Annotated in this window: 14 protein-coding genes; 10 read left to right on the forward strand and 4 right to left on the reverse strand. The window is 67.4% G+C overall.

Annotation, left to right across the window (positions count from 1 at the left end):
• From AC3A4T_RS08225 to AC3A4T_RS08250, 6 genes are all read left to right on the forward strand, one after another.
• Entirely contained in the window at positions 1 to 1,956 is a 1,956-nt protein-coding gene (locus tag AC3A4T_RS08225) for a bifunctional 5-dehydro-2-deoxygluconokinase/5-dehydro-2-deoxyphosphogluconate aldolase (protein WP_487674936.1), read from the forward strand.
• Positions 1,953 to 3,896 carry a 3D-(3,5/4)-trihydroxycyclohexane-1,2-dione acylhydrolase (decyclizing) gene (gene iolD, locus AC3A4T_RS08230; RefSeq protein WP_487674937.1) on the forward strand — a complete coding sequence of 648 codons (1,944 nt, stop codon included), beginning with the start codon at positions 1,953 to 1,955 and terminating at the stop codon, positions 3,894 to 3,896. Before AC3A4T_RS08225 ends, iolD begins: the two co-directional genes overlap by 4 nt.
• The gene (gene iolE / locus AC3A4T_RS08235) at positions 3,889 to 4,806 is read left to right on the forward strand and encodes a myo-inosose-2 dehydratase (RefSeq protein WP_487674938.1); all 918 of its coding nucleotides are present in this window, start codon (positions 3,889 to 3,891) and stop codon (positions 4,804 to 4,806) included. Before iolD ends, iolE begins: the two co-directional genes overlap by 8 nt.
• Positions 4,803 to 5,600 (forward strand): 5-deoxy-glucuronate isomerase, encoded by a 798-nt coding sequence (iolB, locus tag AC3A4T_RS08240; protein WP_487674939.1) that lies wholly within the window; start codon positions 4,803 to 4,805, stop codon positions 5,598 to 5,600. The genes iolE and iolB overlap by 4 nt, the downstream gene beginning before the upstream one ends.
• Positions 5,601 to 5,626: 26 nt before the next feature.
• Positions 5,627 to 7,150, forward strand: coding sequence for a CoA-acylating methylmalonate-semialdehyde dehydrogenase (locus AC3A4T_RS08245; RefSeq protein ID WP_487674940.1), 1,524 nt, complete (start codon positions 5,627 to 5,629; stop codon positions 7,148 to 7,150).
• A gap of 85 nt (positions 7,151 to 7,235) precedes the next feature.
• Positions 7,236 to 8,546 (forward strand): carbohydrate porin, encoded by a 1,311-nt coding sequence (locus tag AC3A4T_RS08250; protein ID WP_487674941.1) that lies wholly within the window; start codon positions 7,236 to 7,238, stop codon positions 8,544 to 8,546.
• Positions 8,547 to 8,553: 7 nt separating this feature from the next.
• On the opposite strand, the gene AC3A4T_RS08255 is transcribed toward AC3A4T_RS08250, so the two are convergent.
• Entirely contained in the window at positions 8,554 to 8,727 is a 174-nt protein-coding gene (locus tag AC3A4T_RS08255; protein ID WP_487674942.1) for a hypothetical protein, read from the reverse strand.
• A 115-nt stretch (positions 8,728 to 8,842) separates the two neighbouring features.
• On the opposite strand from AC3A4T_RS08255, the gene AC3A4T_RS08260 reads away from it, so the two are divergent.
• A complete protein-coding gene (locus AC3A4T_RS08260; RefSeq protein WP_487674943.1) occupies positions 8,843 to 9,424 on the forward strand; it encodes a YceI family protein in 582 nt (193 codons plus the stop codon).
• A 185-nt stretch (positions 9,425 to 9,609) separates the two neighbouring features.
• Here AC3A4T_RS08260 and AC3A4T_RS08265 read toward each other — a convergent pair whose 3' ends face one another.
• Positions 9,610 to 11,820, reverse strand: coding sequence for a S8 family serine peptidase (locus tag AC3A4T_RS08265; RefSeq protein WP_487674944.1), 2,211 nt, complete (start codon positions 11,818 to 11,820; stop codon positions 9,610 to 9,612).
• A 450-nt stretch (positions 11,821 to 12,270) separates the two neighbouring features.
• On the opposite strand from AC3A4T_RS08265, the gene AC3A4T_RS08270 reads away from it, so the two are divergent.
• The 3 genes from AC3A4T_RS08270 (at position 12,271) to AC3A4T_RS08280 (ending at position 14,393) form a co-directional block, all read left to right on the forward strand.
• Positions 12,271 to 12,510, forward strand: coding sequence for a hypothetical protein (locus AC3A4T_RS08270; RefSeq protein WP_487674945.1), 240 nt, complete (start codon positions 12,271 to 12,273; stop codon positions 12,508 to 12,510).
• Entirely contained in the window at positions 12,507 to 13,973 is a 1,467-nt protein-coding gene (locus tag AC3A4T_RS08275; RefSeq protein WP_487674946.1) for an MFS transporter, read from the forward strand. The genes AC3A4T_RS08270 and AC3A4T_RS08275 overlap by 4 nt, the downstream gene beginning before the upstream one ends.
• A gap of 66 nt (positions 13,974 to 14,039) precedes the next feature.
• The gene (locus AC3A4T_RS08280) at positions 14,040 to 14,393 is read left to right on the forward strand and encodes a DUF1428 domain-containing protein (protein ID WP_487674947.1); all 354 of its coding nucleotides are present in this window, start codon (positions 14,040 to 14,042) and stop codon (positions 14,391 to 14,393) included.
• A 143-nt stretch (positions 14,394 to 14,536) separates the two neighbouring features.
• Here the strand turns inward: AC3A4T_RS08280 and AC3A4T_RS08285 are convergent, their stop codons facing one another.
• Positions 14,537 to 14,881 (reverse strand): hypothetical protein, encoded by a 345-nt coding sequence (locus tag AC3A4T_RS08285; RefSeq protein ID WP_487674948.1) that lies wholly within the window; start codon positions 14,879 to 14,881, stop codon positions 14,537 to 14,539.
• Positions 14,882 to 15,257: 376 nt separating this feature from the next.
• The gene (locus tag AC3A4T_RS08290; RefSeq protein WP_487674949.1) at positions 15,258 to 17,150 is read right to left on the reverse strand and encodes a M4 family metallopeptidase; all 1,893 of its coding nucleotides are present in this window, start codon (positions 17,148 to 17,150) and stop codon (positions 15,258 to 15,260) included.
• Between the last annotated feature and the right edge of the window lie 447 nt (positions 17,151 to 17,597).

A 17,597-nucleotide genomic window follows, 5' to 3' on the forward strand; every position in this document is an offset into this window, starting at 1 on the left:
ATGACCGATCGCGCTCTCGATGCCATCTTCCTCGGCCGCGTGGCCGTGGATCTGTACGCGCAACAGACCGGCGCGCGTCTGGAGGACGTCGCCAGTTTCGCCAAGTACCTGGGCGGCTCGTCCGCCAACGCCGCGTTCGGGCTGGCCCGGCTGGGCTTGCGCAGCGCGATGCTCAGCCGCGTCGGCGACGATCATATGGGCCGCTTCCTGCGCGAAACCCTCGCGCGCGAAGGCTGCGACGTAAGCCGGCTGAGCACCGACCCGGATCGGCTCACCGCGCTGGTGCTGCTCGGCATCAAGGACCGCGACACGTTTCCGTTGATCTTCCATCGCGAAAACTGCGCCGACATGGCGCTGAGCGCGGCCGATATCGACGAGGACTTCATCGCCTCCAGCAGTGCACTGGCGATCACCGGCACCCATCTGTCGACCGCCGGCGTGCACGCGGCCAGCCTGCGCGCCCTGGAATACGCGCGCCGCCACGGTGTGCGCACGGTGCTCGACATCGATTATCGGCCGGTGCTGTGGGGCCTGACCGGACGCGGCGACGGTGAGACCCGTTTCATCGCCGACGACGGCGTGACCCGGCATCTGCAATCGGTGCTGCCGTTGTTCGATCTGGTGGTCGGCACCGAAGAGGAATTCCTGGTCGCCGGCGGCGGCAGCGATCTGATCGCGGCCTTGCGCGCGGTTCGCGCGGTCACCTCCGCCTTGCTGGTGGTCAAGCGCGGCGCGCAGGGCTGCAGCGTGATCGAAGCCGCGGTGCCGGCGGATATCGACGATGCGCCGACCTGTCGCGGCACCCGGGTGGAGGTGCTCAACGTGCTCGGCGCCGGCGACGCGTTCATGGCCGGCTTCCTGTCGGGCTGGCTGCGCGACGAGCCGATCGACCGTTGCTGCGCTTATGCCAACGCCTGCGGCGCGCTGGTGGTTTCGCGCCACGGCTGTGCGCCGGCCATGCCGAGCCGCGCCGAACTCGACTATTTCCTGGCCAACGCCGAGCGCCTGCCGCGCCCCGATCGCGACGAACAGTTGACCCATCTGCACCGGGTCAGCGTGGCGCGCGCGCATTGGGACGATCTGCATGTGTTCGCGTTCGACCATCGCACCCAGTTGTTCGATTTGGCGCGCGAATGCGGCGCGCCCGAATCGCGCCTGCCGCGGCTCAAGTCCTTGCTGGTGCAGGCGGTGGATCGCGCCGAGCGCAGTCTGGATCTGCGGGGCCGGATCGGTCTGCTGTGCGACGAGACCTATGGCCAGGATGCGCTGGACGCGGCCACCGGCCGCCGCTGGTGGATCGGCCGTCCGGTCGAGATGCCCGGGTCCAACCCGCTCGAGTTCGAGTACGGCCGCTGCGTCGGCACGCAGTTGTCGCGCTGGCCGCTCGAACACGTGGTGAAGTGCCTGGTGCAGTTCGATCCCGATGGCGATGCGCTGGTCCGGATCGAGCAGGAAACCCAGTTGCGCGGTTTGTACGATGCGGTGCGCGCGAGCGGGCACGAACTGTTGCTGGAAGTGATACCGCCGGCCGACAGCGAAGGCCGGCGAGGCGGCGAGCGGGTGCTGCGTTCGCTCAAGCGGATCTACAACCTCGGCATCCGTCCGCAGTGGTGGAAACTGGCGCCGCTGACTATGCGCGACTGGGAGGCGCTGGACGCGTTGATCGAAGAGCGCGACCCCTATTGCCGCGGCGTATTGCTGCTCGGCTTGAACGCGCCGTTCGCCGAACTGGCCGAGGGTTTCGCCGCCGCCTCGCGCAGCCGCAGCTGCCGCGGTTTCGCGGTGGGCCGCAGCATCTTCGTCGAGCCCGCGCGCGCCTGGCTGCGCGGCGATATCGACGACGACGCCCTGGTGGCACGCGCCTGCGCGGGTTTCGCCGAACTCGCCGCGCTGTGGGCGCGGTCGCGCCAAATCCGTTCCGCGCCGGCCGCCGGAACCGTCGGGCATGCCGCATGAACGCCACGTCCTCCCCCGCGTCGGCAACGGCATCCGGTTCCGGCGGCGCGGTGCGCCTGACCATGGCTCAGGCCCTGGTGCGCTACCTTGCCGCGCAGTACACGATCGACCCCGACAGCGGTGAACGTGTGCGCCTGTTCGGCGGCGTGTTCGCGATCTTCGGCCACGGCAACGTCGCGGGCCTGGGCGAGGCGTTGTATCAACACCGCGACGCGCTGCCGACCTACCGCGCGCACAGCGAGCAGGGCATGGCCAATGCCGCGATCGCTTACGCCAAGGCGTGCATGCGCCGGCGCATGATGGCGGTGACCGCGTCGATCGGGCCGGGTTCGACCAATCTGGTCACCTCGGCGGCGCTGGCCCACGTCAATCGTCTGCCGGTGCTGCTGTTGCCGGGCGACAGCTTCGTTTCGCGCGCGCCCGATCCGGTGCTGCAGCAACTGGAGGATTTCGCCGACGGCACGGTCAGCGTCAACGATTGTCTGCGTCCGGTGTCGCGCTATTTCGATCGCATCGTCAAGCCCGAACAATTGCTGCGCGCATTGCCGCGGGCGATGCGCGTGCTCACCGATCCGGCCCTGTGCGGCCCGGTCACCCTGGCCTTGCCGCAGGACGTGCAGACCGAAGCCTGGGATTGGCCTGAAGCGTTCTTCGCGCCGCGCCTGCATGCGTTCCGCGCGCTGGCGCCGCAGGCCGAGGATGTCGACGCGCTCGCCACTGCACTGCGCGAGGCGCAGCGGCCGGTGCTGATCGCCGGCGGTGGTGTGTTGTACGGCCGCGCCGGCGATGAACTGCGCTGCTTCGCCGATCTGCACCGAGTGCCCGTGGCTGAAACGCAGGCCGGCAAGGGCGCGCTGGCCTGGGATCACCCCTTGCAACTGGGCGCGGCCGGCGTGTGCGGTTCCAGCGCCGCCAACGCATTGCTCGCGCAGGCCGATCTGGTGCTGGCGGTGGGCACGCGGCTGCAGGATTTCACCACCGGTTCGAATGCGCTGTACGCCGAAGCGCGCATCGCCACGCTCAACGTCAACCCGCACGATGCCTTGAAAGGCGGCGGCCCGGAACTGATCTGCGACGCCGGCCTCGGCCTGCACGCGCTGTCGGCGGCGCTGTCGGACTGGCGCGCGCCCGCGCCGTGGAACGCGCTCGCGCAAGAGCAGGCGCAGGCTTGGCGCGCGATCGTCGACACCGTCACCGGCCGGCGCGAACTGCCCGCGGGCACCTTGCCGTACGACGGCGAAGTGATCGGCGCGGTGCAACGCTCGGGCGCGGACTCCGACCGCGACGACATTGTCGTCTGCGCCGCCGGCACCTTGCCGGCGGAACTGGAAAAACTCTGGCGCACGCGCACGCCCGGCGGCTATCACATGGAGTACGGCTACTCCTGCATGGGCTACGAGATCGCCGGCGGCCTGGGCGTGAAGATGGCCCGGCCCGAGCGCGAAGTGGTGGTGATGGTCGGCGACGGCAGCTATCTGATGCTCAACGCCGAGATCGCAAGCTCGGTGATGCTGGGCATGAAGCTGATTATTGTGGTCCTGGACAACCGCGGGTTCGGCTGCATCAACCGCCTGCAGCAGGCCTGCGGCGGCGCGCCGTTCAACAATATGTGGGACGACTGCCTGCAAGGCTGCGACGGCGCCCCGGCGATCGATTTCGCCGCGCATGCCCGGGCGATGGGCGCGCAGGCCGAGCATGTCGCCGACATCGACGCGCTGGAGCAGGCGATGCGGCGCGCGCGCGCCGCGCGCGGCACCTATCTGATCTCGATCGACACCGACCATCGCCGCACCACCGAGCACGGCGGTTGCTGGTGGGAAGTCGCGGTGCCGCAAGTGTCCGAGCGCGAAGCGGTGCGGCAAGCGCGGCGCAGTTATGAGATCGCCAAACAACGACAGCAACCGCGGCCGCCGGCCGCACAGGTGGACTCAGATGTCTGACGGCGCGTTCGCGGTCAAGATCGGCATCAACCCGATCGGCTGGAGCAACGACGATCTGCCCTCGCTGGGCGGCGAAATCCCGTTGTCGACGGCCTTGCTCGAAGGCCGCCAGATCGGCTACCAGGGCTTCGAATTGGGCAACAAGTTTCCGCGCGAACCCGAGGCGCTGCGCGAACTCATGGCCGGCTACGGGCTGGAAGTGATTTCCGGCTGGTACTCCGGACGCCTCGCGCAGCGCAGCGTCGAGGAGGAAATCGCCGCGGTGCAGGGGCATCTGCGCCTGTTGGCCGGCAACGGTTGCAAGGTAATGGTCTACGGCGAAGTCGCCGACGCGATCCAGGGCGAGCGCGATGTAGCCTTGCACAAGCGTCCGCGTTTCGCCGACGAAGCCGCGTTCGCCGGTTACGGCGAGCGGGTGACCGCGTTCGCCCGCTATCTGCTCGAACACGGCGTGCGCCTGGCCTATCACCATCACATGGGCGCCTACATCGAGTCGTCCGACGATATCGACCGTCTGATGGCGGCGACCGGCGAGGAAGTCGGCCTGCTGTTCGACAGCGGCCATGCCTATTTCGGCGGCGGCGATCCGCTGGCGCTGCTGCGCCGTCATATCGGCCGGGTCTGTCATGTGCATTGCAAGGACGTGCGGCCGGAGTTGATCAAACTCGCGCGCAATCGCCGCTGGAGTTTTCTCGACTCGGTCCTCAACGGCGTGTTCACCGTGCCCGGCGACGGCGCGATCGATTTCGCCGCGCTGATCGGCGTGTTGCGCGAACACGGCTACGCCGGCTGGCTGGTGGTCGAGGCCGAGCAGGATCCGGCGGTGGCGCCGAGTTATGCCTATGCCGAGCGCGGCTATCGGACCTTGCGCGCGCTGGTCGACGGCGCCGCGATGCGGGAGGTCGCATGAGCCTGCTGGTCAAGGCCCAGCCCGAGGGGCGGCGGATCGTCCAGGTCACGCCCGAATCCGCCGGCTGGCGTCATGTCGGTTTCGAAAGCCTGAGGCTTCGCGCCGGCGAAAGTGCCGCGCTGGATCTGCCGCCGGGCCGCGAAGGCTGCCTGGTGGTGCTGACCGGCACCATCGACCTCAGCGCGGGCGCGCATGTGTTCGAACGCATCGGCGGACGCGCGAGCGTGTTCGAGCCGCGTTCGCCCGACGCGGTGTACGCGCCGCCGGCGACGCCGCTGCGGGTCTACGCGCACGACGACGTCGAACTGGCGCTGGCCACCGCGCCGGGCCAGGGTCGGCATCCGCTGCGGCTGATCACCGCCGATTCGATGCAGCGCAGCGTGCGCGGGCAGGGCAGCAACACCCGTTACGTCTGCGACATCCTGCCGCAGACCGAAGCGGCCGAATCCCTGCTGGTGGTGGAAGTAGTGACACCGGCCGCGCATTCGTCCAGCTATCCCCCGCACAAGCACGACAGCGACAACGTTCCGCTGGAAAGTTCGCTGGAGGAAACCTATTACCACCGCATCGATCCGCCGCAGGGTTTCGCGTTCCAGCGCGTCTACACCGACGATCGCGAACTCGACGAATCCATGGCCGTGTGCGATCGCGATCTGGTCATGGTGCCGCGCGGTTACCACCCGGTGGTGATGCCGCATGGCTATCGCGGCTACTACCTCAACGTGATGGCCGGTCCGCGCCGGGTCTGGCATTTCAAGAACGATCCCGCTCACGACTGGCTGATGAAGCCCTGATTCCGCTTACGACAGGAAGACCGAACATGTCCGCCCAGATGTCCCCACACGCCGGCCCCGCGCGCATCGGCCATTACATCGACGGTCGCCCGCATGCGGGCGACGGCGACAGCGCCGCCTGCTACAACCCGGCCAGCGGCGAGGTGATCGGCGCGGTCGCGTTGGCGACCGCGGCCGAGGTCGATGCGGCGGTCGCCGCCGCGCGCGCCGCGTTTCCCGCCTGGTCACGCACGCCGCCGCTCAAGCGCGCGCGGGTGATGTTCCGCTTCAAGCAGCTGATCGAACGCGAACTGGATGACTTGTCCGCGCTGATCACCCGCGAGCACGGCAAGGTGCTGTCCGATGCGCGCGGCGAGCTGATCCGCGGCCTGGAGGTGGTGGAGTACGCCTGCGGCATTCCCGAATTGCTCAAGGGCGATTACACCGAGCAGATCGCCAACGGCATCGATGCCTGGACGATGCGCCAGCCGCTGGGCGTGTGCGCCGGCATCACCCCGTTCAATTTTCCGGCGATGGTGCCGATGTGGATGTTCCCGATGGCGATCGCCTGCGGCAACAGCTTCGTGCTCAAGCCGTCCGAGCGCGATCCGTCCACCGCGCTGCGTCTGGCCGAACTGCTCAAGGAAGCCGGACTGCCCGACGGCGTGTTCAACGTGGTGCAAGGCGACAAGGTCGCGGTCGACGCGCTGCTGGACCATCCCGACGTGCAGGCGATCAGCTTCGTCGGTTCCACCCCCATCGCCGAATACATCTATGCCCGCGGCAGCGCGCGCGGCAAGCGCGTGCAGGCGCTGGGCGGCGCCAAGAATCATCTGGTGGTGATGCCCGACGCCGATCTGGACGCGACCGCGGACGCGTTGATCGGCGCCGGCTACGGTGCCGCCGGCGAACGCTGCATGGCGATTTCGGTCGCGGTCGCGGTCGGCGAGGCCACCGCCGATGCGCTGGTCGCCAGGCTCGCGCCGAAGGTGCGCGCGCTGCGCATCGGCGACGGCATGGACCCGGCCAGCGAAATGGGCCCGGTCGTCACCGCCCAGCATCGCGACAAGATCGTCGCCTACATCGACGACGGCGTCGCCGCCGGCGCGCAGCTCGTGGTCGACGGCCGCGGCCATCGCGTGGCTGGCCATGAACACGGATTCTTCCTCGGCGGCAGTCTGTTCGATCGCGTCGGCACCGACATGCGCATCTATCGTGAAGAAATCTTCGGACCGGTGCTGTGCGTGGTGCGCGTACCCGATTTCGCCGCGGCGCTGGCGCTGATCGACGCGCACGAGTTCGGCAACGGCACCGCGATCTTCACCCGCGACGGCCTGGCCGCGCGCGAGTTCGCCCATCGCGTGCAGGTCGGGATGATCGGCATCAACGTGCCGATCCCGGTGCCGATGGCCTTCCACAGTTTCGGCGGTTGGAAGAAAAGCCTGATGGGCGATCACCACGCGCACGGCCCGGAAGCGGTGCGTTTCTACACCCGGCAGAAAGCCGTCACCCAACGTTGGCTGGCCGGCGGCGCCAGCGGCGGAGCGCAGTTCGTCATGCCGACCCACTGACGCTGTCGCGTCGCGGATTTCGGTCCGCGCCGCGATAGGCGCCCTTCGATCCTTGTTCCCACCCATGCCTTTCAGGAGGCGTGCTATGCCTGCTTTACTCAAAAATCCGCTTCACGCTTCCTTGTTGCTGGCGCTGTTCGGCGTCGTCGCGCATGCGCCGGCGAACGCCGGGGAGGACAGTCCGTACCTGCTCGGCGACTGGGGCGGCAAGCGCAGCGCGCTGGCCGATCGCGGCGTGAGCTTCGAGTTCGGACACACCAGCGAAACCGCGCGCAACCGCAGCGGCGGCGTGCGCGAACTGACCCGTTACACCGACCAATGGAAACTCGGCGCCGTGGTCGACCTCGACAAGACCTGGGGCTGGACCGGCAGCGCGTTCCAGGTGATGTTCACTCATCGCGGCGGCGACAACCTCGGCGCCGATGCCGGCATCGGCAATAACCAGCTCATCCAGGAAGTCTATGGCCGCGGCCAGACCTGGCATCTGACCGTGTTCGCCTTGAGCCAGGACCTGTTCGGCGGCAGGGCCAATCTGCGCATCGGCCGCTTGCCGGTCGGCGAGGACTTCGCCGGTTTCAGCTGCGATTTCATGAGCCTGACCTTCTGCGGCGCGCCTCCGGGCAACATCGCCGGCGATTACTGGGTGAACTGGCCGACCAGCCAATGGGCGGCGCGGATCAAGCTCGATACCGGCGCCGACACCTATCTGAAAATCGGCGCCTACCAGCTCAATCCGAAGTACGTCGACGACGCCTACGCCGAGCGCAACGGCTGGAAGCTCGATTTCCCGTCGGGCACCACCGGCGCGCTGATTCCGGTCGAGTTCGGTTGGACACCGAAGCTCGGCGGCCGGCCGGGCAGCTACAAGATCGGCGGCTGGTACAGCAACGCCGGCGGCGCCGACCTGTTCTACGACCGCGACCGGCAACCGCGCGCGTTGACCGGCGGCGATGCCCTGCAGCGCGGCAGCCGTTACGGCGGATTCCTGTCGTTGCGGCAACAGCTCAGCGGCGACAACGACCGCAGCGGCGCCAGCGTGTTCTTCAATCTGACCCAGGCCGATCGCAACACTTCGGCGACCGATCGCCAGATCGCGCTCGGCGTGACCTACAAGGGCGTGTTCCAGCGCCCCAACGACTTCGTCGGCCTGGCGTTCGGCGCCACCCACGCCGGTCCGCGCGCGGCCGATCACCAGCGTCTGTTCAATCGGCTGCACCCGCAGTCGGCGGCGCCGGTCAAGGACGGCAACGAGTACGTGACCGAGGTGTTCTACAACTGGTCGCCGATCGCGTCGGTGTCGCTGCGGCCCAATCTGCAGTACATCCGTCATCCGGGCGGTACCGATGCGAATCGCGATGCGTTCATCATCGGCTTGAAGACCAATATCGACTTCTGATCGATGTTCAACCTGCGTCGCCGATGCGCGGCGACGCGGGATGGGCGAGCGCCGCCGCGCGTCGGCGCGGCGGATGCGCCCAGATCGAGCGCCCGACCGCGGCGATACTGCGCCGCGGCAGGTTCCGATTGCGGCGCATCATCGTCCATCGAAACCTCACGCGGGCCTTGTCGCGGCGCATCGTGGCGCCATGGCAGTGCCGTGAAAGTGCGCTGATGACACCACGCATCGCCACGATTGCGAGCCGCCGGCTCGCGGTGGTAGCGTGCCCCGACTTCCGCCAATGGGACCGCCTCATGAACAAGCTGATGCTTTGCGCTCTGACCTCGCTGGCCGTGTTCGCCGGTAGCGCCTTCGCCGCGCCGGTCACCTACAAGATCGATCCGTCCCACACCTATCCCAGCTTCGAAGCCGACCACATGGGCGGCCTGTCGACCTGGCGCGGCAAGTTCAACAAGTCCGAGGGCACGGTGACGCTCGACAAGAAAGCCGGGGCCGGCACGGTCGAGGTCAGCATCGACACCACCAGCATCGACTTCGGCATGGACGCGATGAACGAGCACGCCAACAAGGCCGATCTGTTCGATACCGCCAAGTTTCCGACCGCGACCTACAAGGGCAAGCTGGCCGATTTCAAGGACGGCGCGCCGGGCAAGGTCGAGGGCGAGCTGACCCTGCGCGGGGTGACCAAGCCGCTGGAGCTGAAGATCAACAAGTTCAAGTGCATGCCGCATCCGATGCGCAAGCGCGAGGTCTGCGGCGCCGACGCCAGCGCGAGCTTCCAGCGCGATGAGTTCGGCATCGCCGCCGGCAAGGACTGGGGCTTCAACATGGACGTGACCCTGCGCATCCAGATCGAGGCGGTCGCGGCCGAGTGATCCAGCGCGGCGCGGTGGATCCGCGTCGCGTTCGCGCGATCGGAGCCGCGCGATGTGAGCGCGCAAGACAGAAACAAGACGCGCCGCCCTCGGGCGGCGCGTGTTGTTTTGGATGACGCTTGAGCGTCGCGCCCGGGCGTTTCGCCCAGGCGCATGTCGCCAGTCGCCGCAAGCGCGCGGCCGGCTCAGTTCGAACGATATTCCCAGCGCTGATTGGGCCCGCCGTGGCAGGTCCACATATGCACCAGCGATCCGTCTTGCTGACCCAGGTTCGGATCGTCGAGGCACTTGCCGTTGAGCCCGCTGCGGATTTCGCCGCGCAGACGCCAGGACTGATGGGGCAGGCCGTTGCAGCTCCAGATCCGTATCTGGGTGCCGTTGGCGAAGCTGCCGTTGGCCGCTTCCAGGCACTTGTCGCCGATGCCGAGAATGCGGCCGCCGGGTCCGAGCCGCCACTTCTGCTGGGCCACGCCGCTGCAATCCCACAACTGCACCGGCGTGCCGTCGGCGCTGTTGCCGCCGATCACGTCCAGGCATTTGCCGCCGATGCCGGTGATGGCGCCGGTCTGCGGATTGAAGTTCCAGATCTGCTGGGCGACGCCGGAACTGTCCCACAGGTGCAGCAGCGTGCCGTTGGCGGAGCTGCCGCCGATCGCATCCACCGCCTTGCTGCCCAGGCTGAGGATGGTGGTGTTGGTGAAGCTCCAGGCCTGATTGCTCGCGCCGGTGGCATCGTAGATCTGCAATTGCGCGCCGTTTTCGGGATTGATCCCGACCACGTCGAGCATGCGTCCGCTCGGCACGCCGCGCAGATTGGCGTAGGTGTCGCCGAGCGACCAGTTCTGCTGCGCAAAGCCATTGCAGCCGAAAACCTGCACCGCGCTCGCGTTGGCGGTGGCGCCACCGCGCACGTCCAGGCATTTATTGCCGATGCCGACGATGGTGCCGGGCGCAGCGCCGCTTGCGACGGCGTTGACCGCGGCGGCGGCATTGACGATGCCGGTGCCGATCGGTTGCGAGGGCGTGCTCGGGAACGGCGTCGCGGTCGACTTGAGCAGGCTTTCGATCTGCGCCGGCGTGCGTTGCTGCGACGATACCGAACGCAGCAGCGCGACCACGCCGGCGACATGCGGCGCGGCCATCGAGGTGCCGCTCATATAGCCGTAACTCGCGGCCGCGGGCGTGGTCGCGCCCGAGTTGAGCGTCGAGTAGATATCGGTGCCCGGCGCGGCCAGATCGACCAGGGCGCCGAAGTTGGATTGCTGGCTGGCGTTCCAGACCGAACGCGCACCGTTGCTGTCGACCGCGCCGACCGCGATCACGTTGTTGCAGTTGGCGGGGTTGGCGTTGGCGGCATCGACATTGCCGTTGCCGGCCGCGACGACCACGGTGGCGCCGCGCGCGACCGCGCCGTCGATCGCGTTCTGATACGTCGCGCTGCACACGCCCGAGCCGCCCAGGCTCATGTTGATCACGTTGGCGGGCGTGGCGTTGGCCGGTACACCGGCCACCGCGCCGCCGGACGCCCATACGATCGCGTCGGCGATGTCGGACAGATAACCGCCGCAACGGCCCAGCACGCGCACCGGCTGGACCCGCGCGCCGAACGCGGTGCCGGCGACGCCGGAGCCGTTGTTGGTGACCGCGGCGACAGTGCCGGCGACATGGGTGCCGTGCCAGCTCGAATTGGCCGCCGCGAACGGACCGCATTCGCCCGCGCTTGCCCAGTCGCCTTCGTCGTTCGGATTGGGATCGCGGCCGTTGCCGTCGCGCGCGGTGGCCGCGTCGTTGATGAAGTCGTAGCCGGCGACGAGGTTGGCGTTGAGATCGCCGTGCGAGGTGATGCCGGTATCGAGCACGGCGACGACCACGCCCGCGCCGTTGCCGATGTCCCAGGCCTGTTCGGCGCGGATGCCGGCGTCGGCGTCGTTGTAACCCCATTGCAACGGGTAGTTCGGATCGTTCGGGGTCAGGGTGGTGTGCATGCGCGCATCGATCTCGACGTAATCGACTTGCGGATCGGCGGCCAGCCGGCGCATCAACGCGGCGGCCTGATCGCGGTCGAGACGGCGGTCGGCGACGACGACATCGGTGCCGGCCAGCGCGGTCGAGCGCAGGGTCTTGAGCGCGAGCGCCGGTTGGGCGCCGCGGCGTACCCGTTCGGCGGCGCGATTCAACGCGGCGGCCTTGGCCGACGCGGCTCCGCGCGCGGCGCTGCCGGGCACATAGCGGACGATGAAGCGATCGAACGAGGGCTGCGCATCCAGGCCGGACAGCCGGGCTTCGCCGGCGAACGCAGGCGTGACGGCGAGCGCGCAAAGGCCGATCGAGGCGGCGATGGCGAGGCTCAGGCCGTGCGAGCGGGTGGGTTGGGAGCGGGTGTTGACGTAGCGCATAGAGAATCCTTCTCCAATAGCATCCCCAGGCGTTGGGGGGCGATCCGGGACCGGTCGGACTCGTCGATCCACGAACGAGGCGCGTGCGAACTGCGAGCCGATCGGCCGGCAGCGACGCGAGCTTCCGATTGTGCAGGCCCGCGATCGATGAAACTGAGATCGTTCGCGAATTCCGCATCGATACGCGATCGTATCGATTGCGCGGTGTCGGTTTCGCTCGTCGCCACGATGATGATGGCGACGGTGGCTGAATGCGGATGCGACCACGCGTGTGTCGCCGCGGCGCCATCGACTGCCAGAGCACATGCATTCGCATGATTCCGGTCAGGATCAGGCATGACAAATCACACTGTGAGCGGCTGTGCACGCGGGCGATAGTCGCCTGCAAGCCGGCGGCGGATCGGGATCTGCGCGGGCCTGCGCGGCTCGCATCGGGTTCGGTCGCGAGGCATGTTGAAGATGACCGCGGCTTTGCGCGGCATCATCGCGCCGGTGCAGGATTCGACCGCGGATTTGGCTGCGGCTGCGGATCGAGCCGGCACTGACCGCGATCGTCGCGCCGCGAAATCGTCAGCCAATTGCAATCCGCGCCCGCTTGCTTCGAATACCACAATCGATGCGCGTGCGAACCGAACGAAGCATCGTTTCGGGATCGATCGACCCCGCACCACAGGACGCCACCGCGCATGACCGATCCATCGCCTTCCGCCGAGCACCCCGAGCGCAAGCCCCACGACCATCGCTGGGCCGCGTTGGCCGTGCTGTGCATGGGCGCGCTGATGATCGTGCTCGACTCGACCATCGTGAATGTCGCATTGCCGTCGATCCGCACCGACCTGGGTTTCAGTGAAAGCTCGCTGGCCTGGGTGGTCAATGCCTATCTGCTGACCTTCGGCGGCTTCCTGTTGTTGGGCGGGCGGCTCGGCGATCTGTTCGGCCATCGCCGCGTGTTCCTGATCGGGATCGCGGTGTTCACCCTGGCCTCGCTGGCCTGCGGACTGGCCGGCAGCCAGACCTTCCTGGTGGCCGCGCGCGGCGTGCAGGGGCTTGGCGGCGCGGTCGTCACCGCGGTGGCGCTGTCGCTGATCATGAATCTGTTTACCGAACCGGCCGACCGGGCCAAGGCGATGGGCGTGTACAGCTTCGTCTGCGCCGGCGGCGGCAGCGTCGGCGTGCTGCTCGGCGGATTGCTCACCGGCGGGCTGAGCTGGCACTGGATTTTCCTGGTCAATATTCCGATCGGCCTGATCGTGATCGCGGCGACGATGAAGCTGTTGCCGGCATCGCGCGGGCCGGGCGAGGGCCAGTTGGACATCGCCGGTTCGATCACCGTGACCGCGTCGCTGATGCTCGCGGTGTACGCGATCGTCAACGGCAACGAAGCCGGCTGGACCTCGCTGACCACGCTCGGCCTGCTCGGTGTGGCGGTGGCCTTGTTGCTCGCGTTCTTGTGGATCGAATCGCGGGTCAGCGCGCCGTTGATGCCGCTGAGCCTGTTCCGCCTGCGCAATGTCGCGGTGGCGAATACGGTCGGCGTGCTGTGGGCGGCGGCGATGTTCGCCTGGTTCTTCCTGTCGGCGTTGTATATGCAATTGGTGTTGAAGTACACGCCGATGCAGGTCGGGCTGGCGTTCCTGCCGTCCAACCTGATCATGGCGGCGTTCTCGCTGGGCCTGTCGGCCAAGCTGGTGATGCGCTTCGGCATCCGCTGGCCGCTCGCGATCGGCCTGGGCCTGGCGACGATCGGCCTGCTGCTGTTCGCGCGCGCGCCGGTTGGCGGCGATTTCGTCAGCGATGTGTTGCCGGGCATGCTGTTGCTCGGGCTCGGCGCCGGCATCGCCTTCAATCCCTTGCTGCTGGCGGCGATGAGCGATGTCTCGCCGGCCGAATCGGGCCTGGCCTCGGGCATGGTCAACACCGCTTTCATGATGGGCGGCGCGTTGGGGCTGGCGATCCTGGCCAGTCTCGCCGCGTCGCGCACGTCGTCGCGGATCGCCGCGGGCACTGATCTGATTGCGGCCCAGGCCGAGGGCTATCACCTCGCGTTTGCGGTCGGTGCGGTATTCGGTTTGGCCGCGGCCTTGCTCGGCGGCCTGCTGCTGCGCACGCCGGCCAACCAGGCCGCCGAGGGCGCGCAGCCGGCGTTGCATTGAGCGCGGCCCGCGAACGAGTTCGAACGGCTTCAATCCCAGCAACGGGCCTGGCCCGAAGGAGGACGCATGAGCTACGTGGATGGATTCGTAGTGGCGGTACCCAAGCAGAACCTCGCCGCCTACCGGCGCCTGTCGCGCCAGGCCGGCAAGATCTGGATGGAGTACGGCGCGCTGTCGTATGTCGAAGCGGTCGAGGACGACGTCAAGCCCGGCAAGAGCACCTCGTTTCCGCAGGCGGTGAAGCTCAAACCCGGCGAAGTCGTGGTGTTCGCGTGGATCGTCTACAAGTCCCGCGCGGCGCGCGACCGCATCAACAAGCAGGTGATGGACGACCCGCGCCTGAAGATGCAGGGCGAAACCGCGCCGTTCGACAGCAAACGCATGATCTTCGGCGGCTTCAAGAAGCTGGTCGAGTTCTGATCCTGTCCGTCGCGCGAGGCGCGCCGCCTTCGCCCGGGCGAGGCGGCGCGCACGCGAGCGAACCCATGCCAGGCGCTTGCTGCCGCGTTATGGCTGGAATCCAGGCACGTCCGGCTTGAACGAATGCTCAGGCGCGGCGCGGTTCACTCGACCGCCGCCGCGCATCTTTTCGTGAGCGCATCGAGTTCCTCGAACAGCGACGGCTCGTTCGCGGTGAAATTGAAGCACGATTTTCCCTGCATCTTTTTGCGCAGGGCGTCGCTGATGCCATCCAGCAGGGACGGATTTTCATACGCCGGCATCAGGTGATAGCTGACGTAGGACTTCTTCGTCTGCACGGCGCCGAAAAACCTGGGCTTCGCCTTGGGTGTGGCCGCGGCCAGTTCGACGTAGAAATTGCCGGGTTCGTCCGTCTTGATGGACATGCCGGCGGTGTGCTTGCGAAGAATGCCGGACAGCGAGGCGAAGCTTGAAGCGAAATCGGTCATGGCACGATCCCGTTGCGTTTGCGGGGTGGGCTGTCTTGCTTGTACGCGCAGCTGAGGTCTGAGCGACGCCGCCGCGCGAGACGGGTCTGGCTTCGCGGTTTGGCCTGCTCATGCGCTCGCCTGAAATTACCTCGGCGCGGAGCGTAAACCAAGTCGATAGCACGCGTTTCCCGCCACCGATCGGGAGTGGGCCTGGGCGCGGACACGGGAAGCGCCGCGGCGTGCACACCGCCTGAGCTTCCGCGCAGCCCGGCGGCGCGGGCCGATCGCTGTTCACCGTGCTTGCGCAGCAGCGGGCGACGCGCAAAAGAAAACCCCGGCCTGAGCCGGGGTTTCCAGGGCGATCATGCGCATCGCCTTACCTGTTGCGTACCAATCAGAACGTGATGCTCCAGGTGTCGATGCGGCCAACGTCGGCATTGGCGTTATCGTTCACGCGCAGCTTCCAGGTGCCGTTGAGCGGTTCGCTCGACAGGTTGAAGGTGAACGTGCCGCTGAGGTTGTCGGCGCTGCCGCCGGCGCGGTTGCTGATGTTGTACAGCGAGCCATCCGGCGCCACCAGGTCGACCTTCAGGTCGCCGCGGTAGGTGTGGATGATGTTGACCGACACCGAGGCGTTGGTCGGGGCATTGCCGGTGCGGCCGGACACGGTGATCGGGCTTTCGACGGTGGAGTTGTCGTTGATCGCGTAGTCGGTGCCGTTGGTGTACGTCGTGCCCGGACCCGGGCCCGGGCCGCCGGGGCAGGTGACGCCGACAGCGGTGAACGCCGCGGTCACGTCGGCCACGTTGTAGCCCAGGTCGGTCGCCGCGGTGCGCACGCCGCAGGCACCGTTGTTGAAGTCGGTGCTCGGGGTCCAGTAGTCCTTGTTGGCCTTGGCGAACGCCTTGAACGCCTTGGACGTGTCCCAGCCCGCGGTGGTCGACAGCAGGTAGAACGCCTTGTTGTACACACCGGACGAGTAGTGCACGTCCATGCCCGAGGTGTAGTTGCTGGCGTGACCGATCGAGCGGCCGTCCTGCGGCGGGTTGGCCATGTAACGCAGCGCGCCGCTGCCCTTGAAGATCTGCGCGCCCACCAGGAAGTCGTTGGTGTTGTTCATGTAGTACTCGGCGGCCTCACCGGCCATGTCCGAGAACGCTTCGTTGATGCCGCCGGACTGGCCCGAGTAGATCAGGCCCGATTGCTGCTCGGTGAAGCCGTGCGAGACTTCGTGCGCCGACACGTCCAGGCTCACCAGCGGATAGAACGTGGTGCGGCCGTCGCCGAAGGTCATCGCCGAGCCGTCCCAGAACGCGTTCTCGTAGTTGCTGCTGTAGTGAACGCGCATCGACAGCTGGAACGTCAGCGGCGGGGTGCCGACGTAGCTGTTGTACATGTCGAACACGACCTTGCCGAAGTAGTGCGCGTCGTTCAGCGGCGAATACGCGCCGTTGATGGCCTTGACCGTGTTGCGCGGGCAGGTGTACGAGAACGCCGTCGAGCCGCTGGTGCCGCCGTTGAGGTTCACCGTCTTGACGTTGGCGTTGCTCATCGTGCAGGTGCTGCCGCTCTGGGCGACGTCGTTGAAGCCGAAGTCGGTGCCGTATTCGTACTGGCCGGTCTTGGCGTTGCCGCCGGGGCCGGTGCCGACGAGGGCATGATTCAGGCCGTCCCACTGCTTGAGCACCTTGCCGCTGTTCGCATCGACGATGACGAACGGACGGCTCGGCTCGCCGCCCTTGGCGGAGTCGGCGAAGTAGTTGACGACATAGGCCATGTGCGCGCGGCCGGCGTCGTCGATGTAGATCATCTGCTTGCTGCTTTCGTTGCGCACCTGCAGCGCGCCGGCGCGCTTGCCGAGCGCTGCGCCCTTGGCCAGATCCAGCGCCTGCGCGCTGCTCAGCTTCGGCGCGGTGGCCGGCAGTTCGGCGGCGAGGCCGGCGACCGAGCGGCCGAACAACGTCTTCACGTTGCCCTTGGCGTCTTCGCTGACCACCACGTGCTCGCCGAACACCGGCACGCCGCGGAAGGTCTGCTGATAACGGTAGTTGCGGGTGCCGTTGGCGTCCTGGCTGCTCTTGATCTGGCTCAGGCCGGAGTCGGCGTCGAGCGAGATCAGTTCGGCGTGACGCACGTTGGCCTTGGCGGCGGCGCCGGACTTGGCGACGGCGGACTGGTACTGCTGGTTGAGCTTGGCGACGTCCTGACCGTGCAGGTCTACGCGCTGCGCGGCGCCGGCAGCGCCGGAGACGAGGGCGAGCGACAGGGCGAAGGACAGAGCGTGCATGGACGGCGATTCATTGCGATTCACTGGTATTACCCCCAAACGAGTGTGGATGGTGGCCGCGTTCGCGGCCGGCTCTCAGTGCTCGTACATCCGCTCCCCCGTCGTTCGCGCGTCCGGCCTGGGGGCATTCCGTGCCCGAAGACGTTCGCGTAGTCGAACTCCGTGCGGATACCGTGCTGACGCGTAGCACGGCGGTGGCACGCTGGCCGTGCCAAAAAGTCGAGTCAACGCGACTGACGCCGGTCACACCTCGAATGCGACGTGCGCGGATCGCGGCGACAAATGATTTCGTCTGAGATCGTTCTACGATCAGGCTTGAAACGCTTTCACGTTTGCGCGTCACGAAATTTCGGAGCGTAATAATGTTTCAGGATTATTGCTGCGATGCAGCAGATTCCTGCGTCGTCGGGGTGGGGTAATCGATCACATATTGCGTTGGATATACCC

This window comes from Lysobacter sp. Soil_N_51, assembly GCF_057655755.1.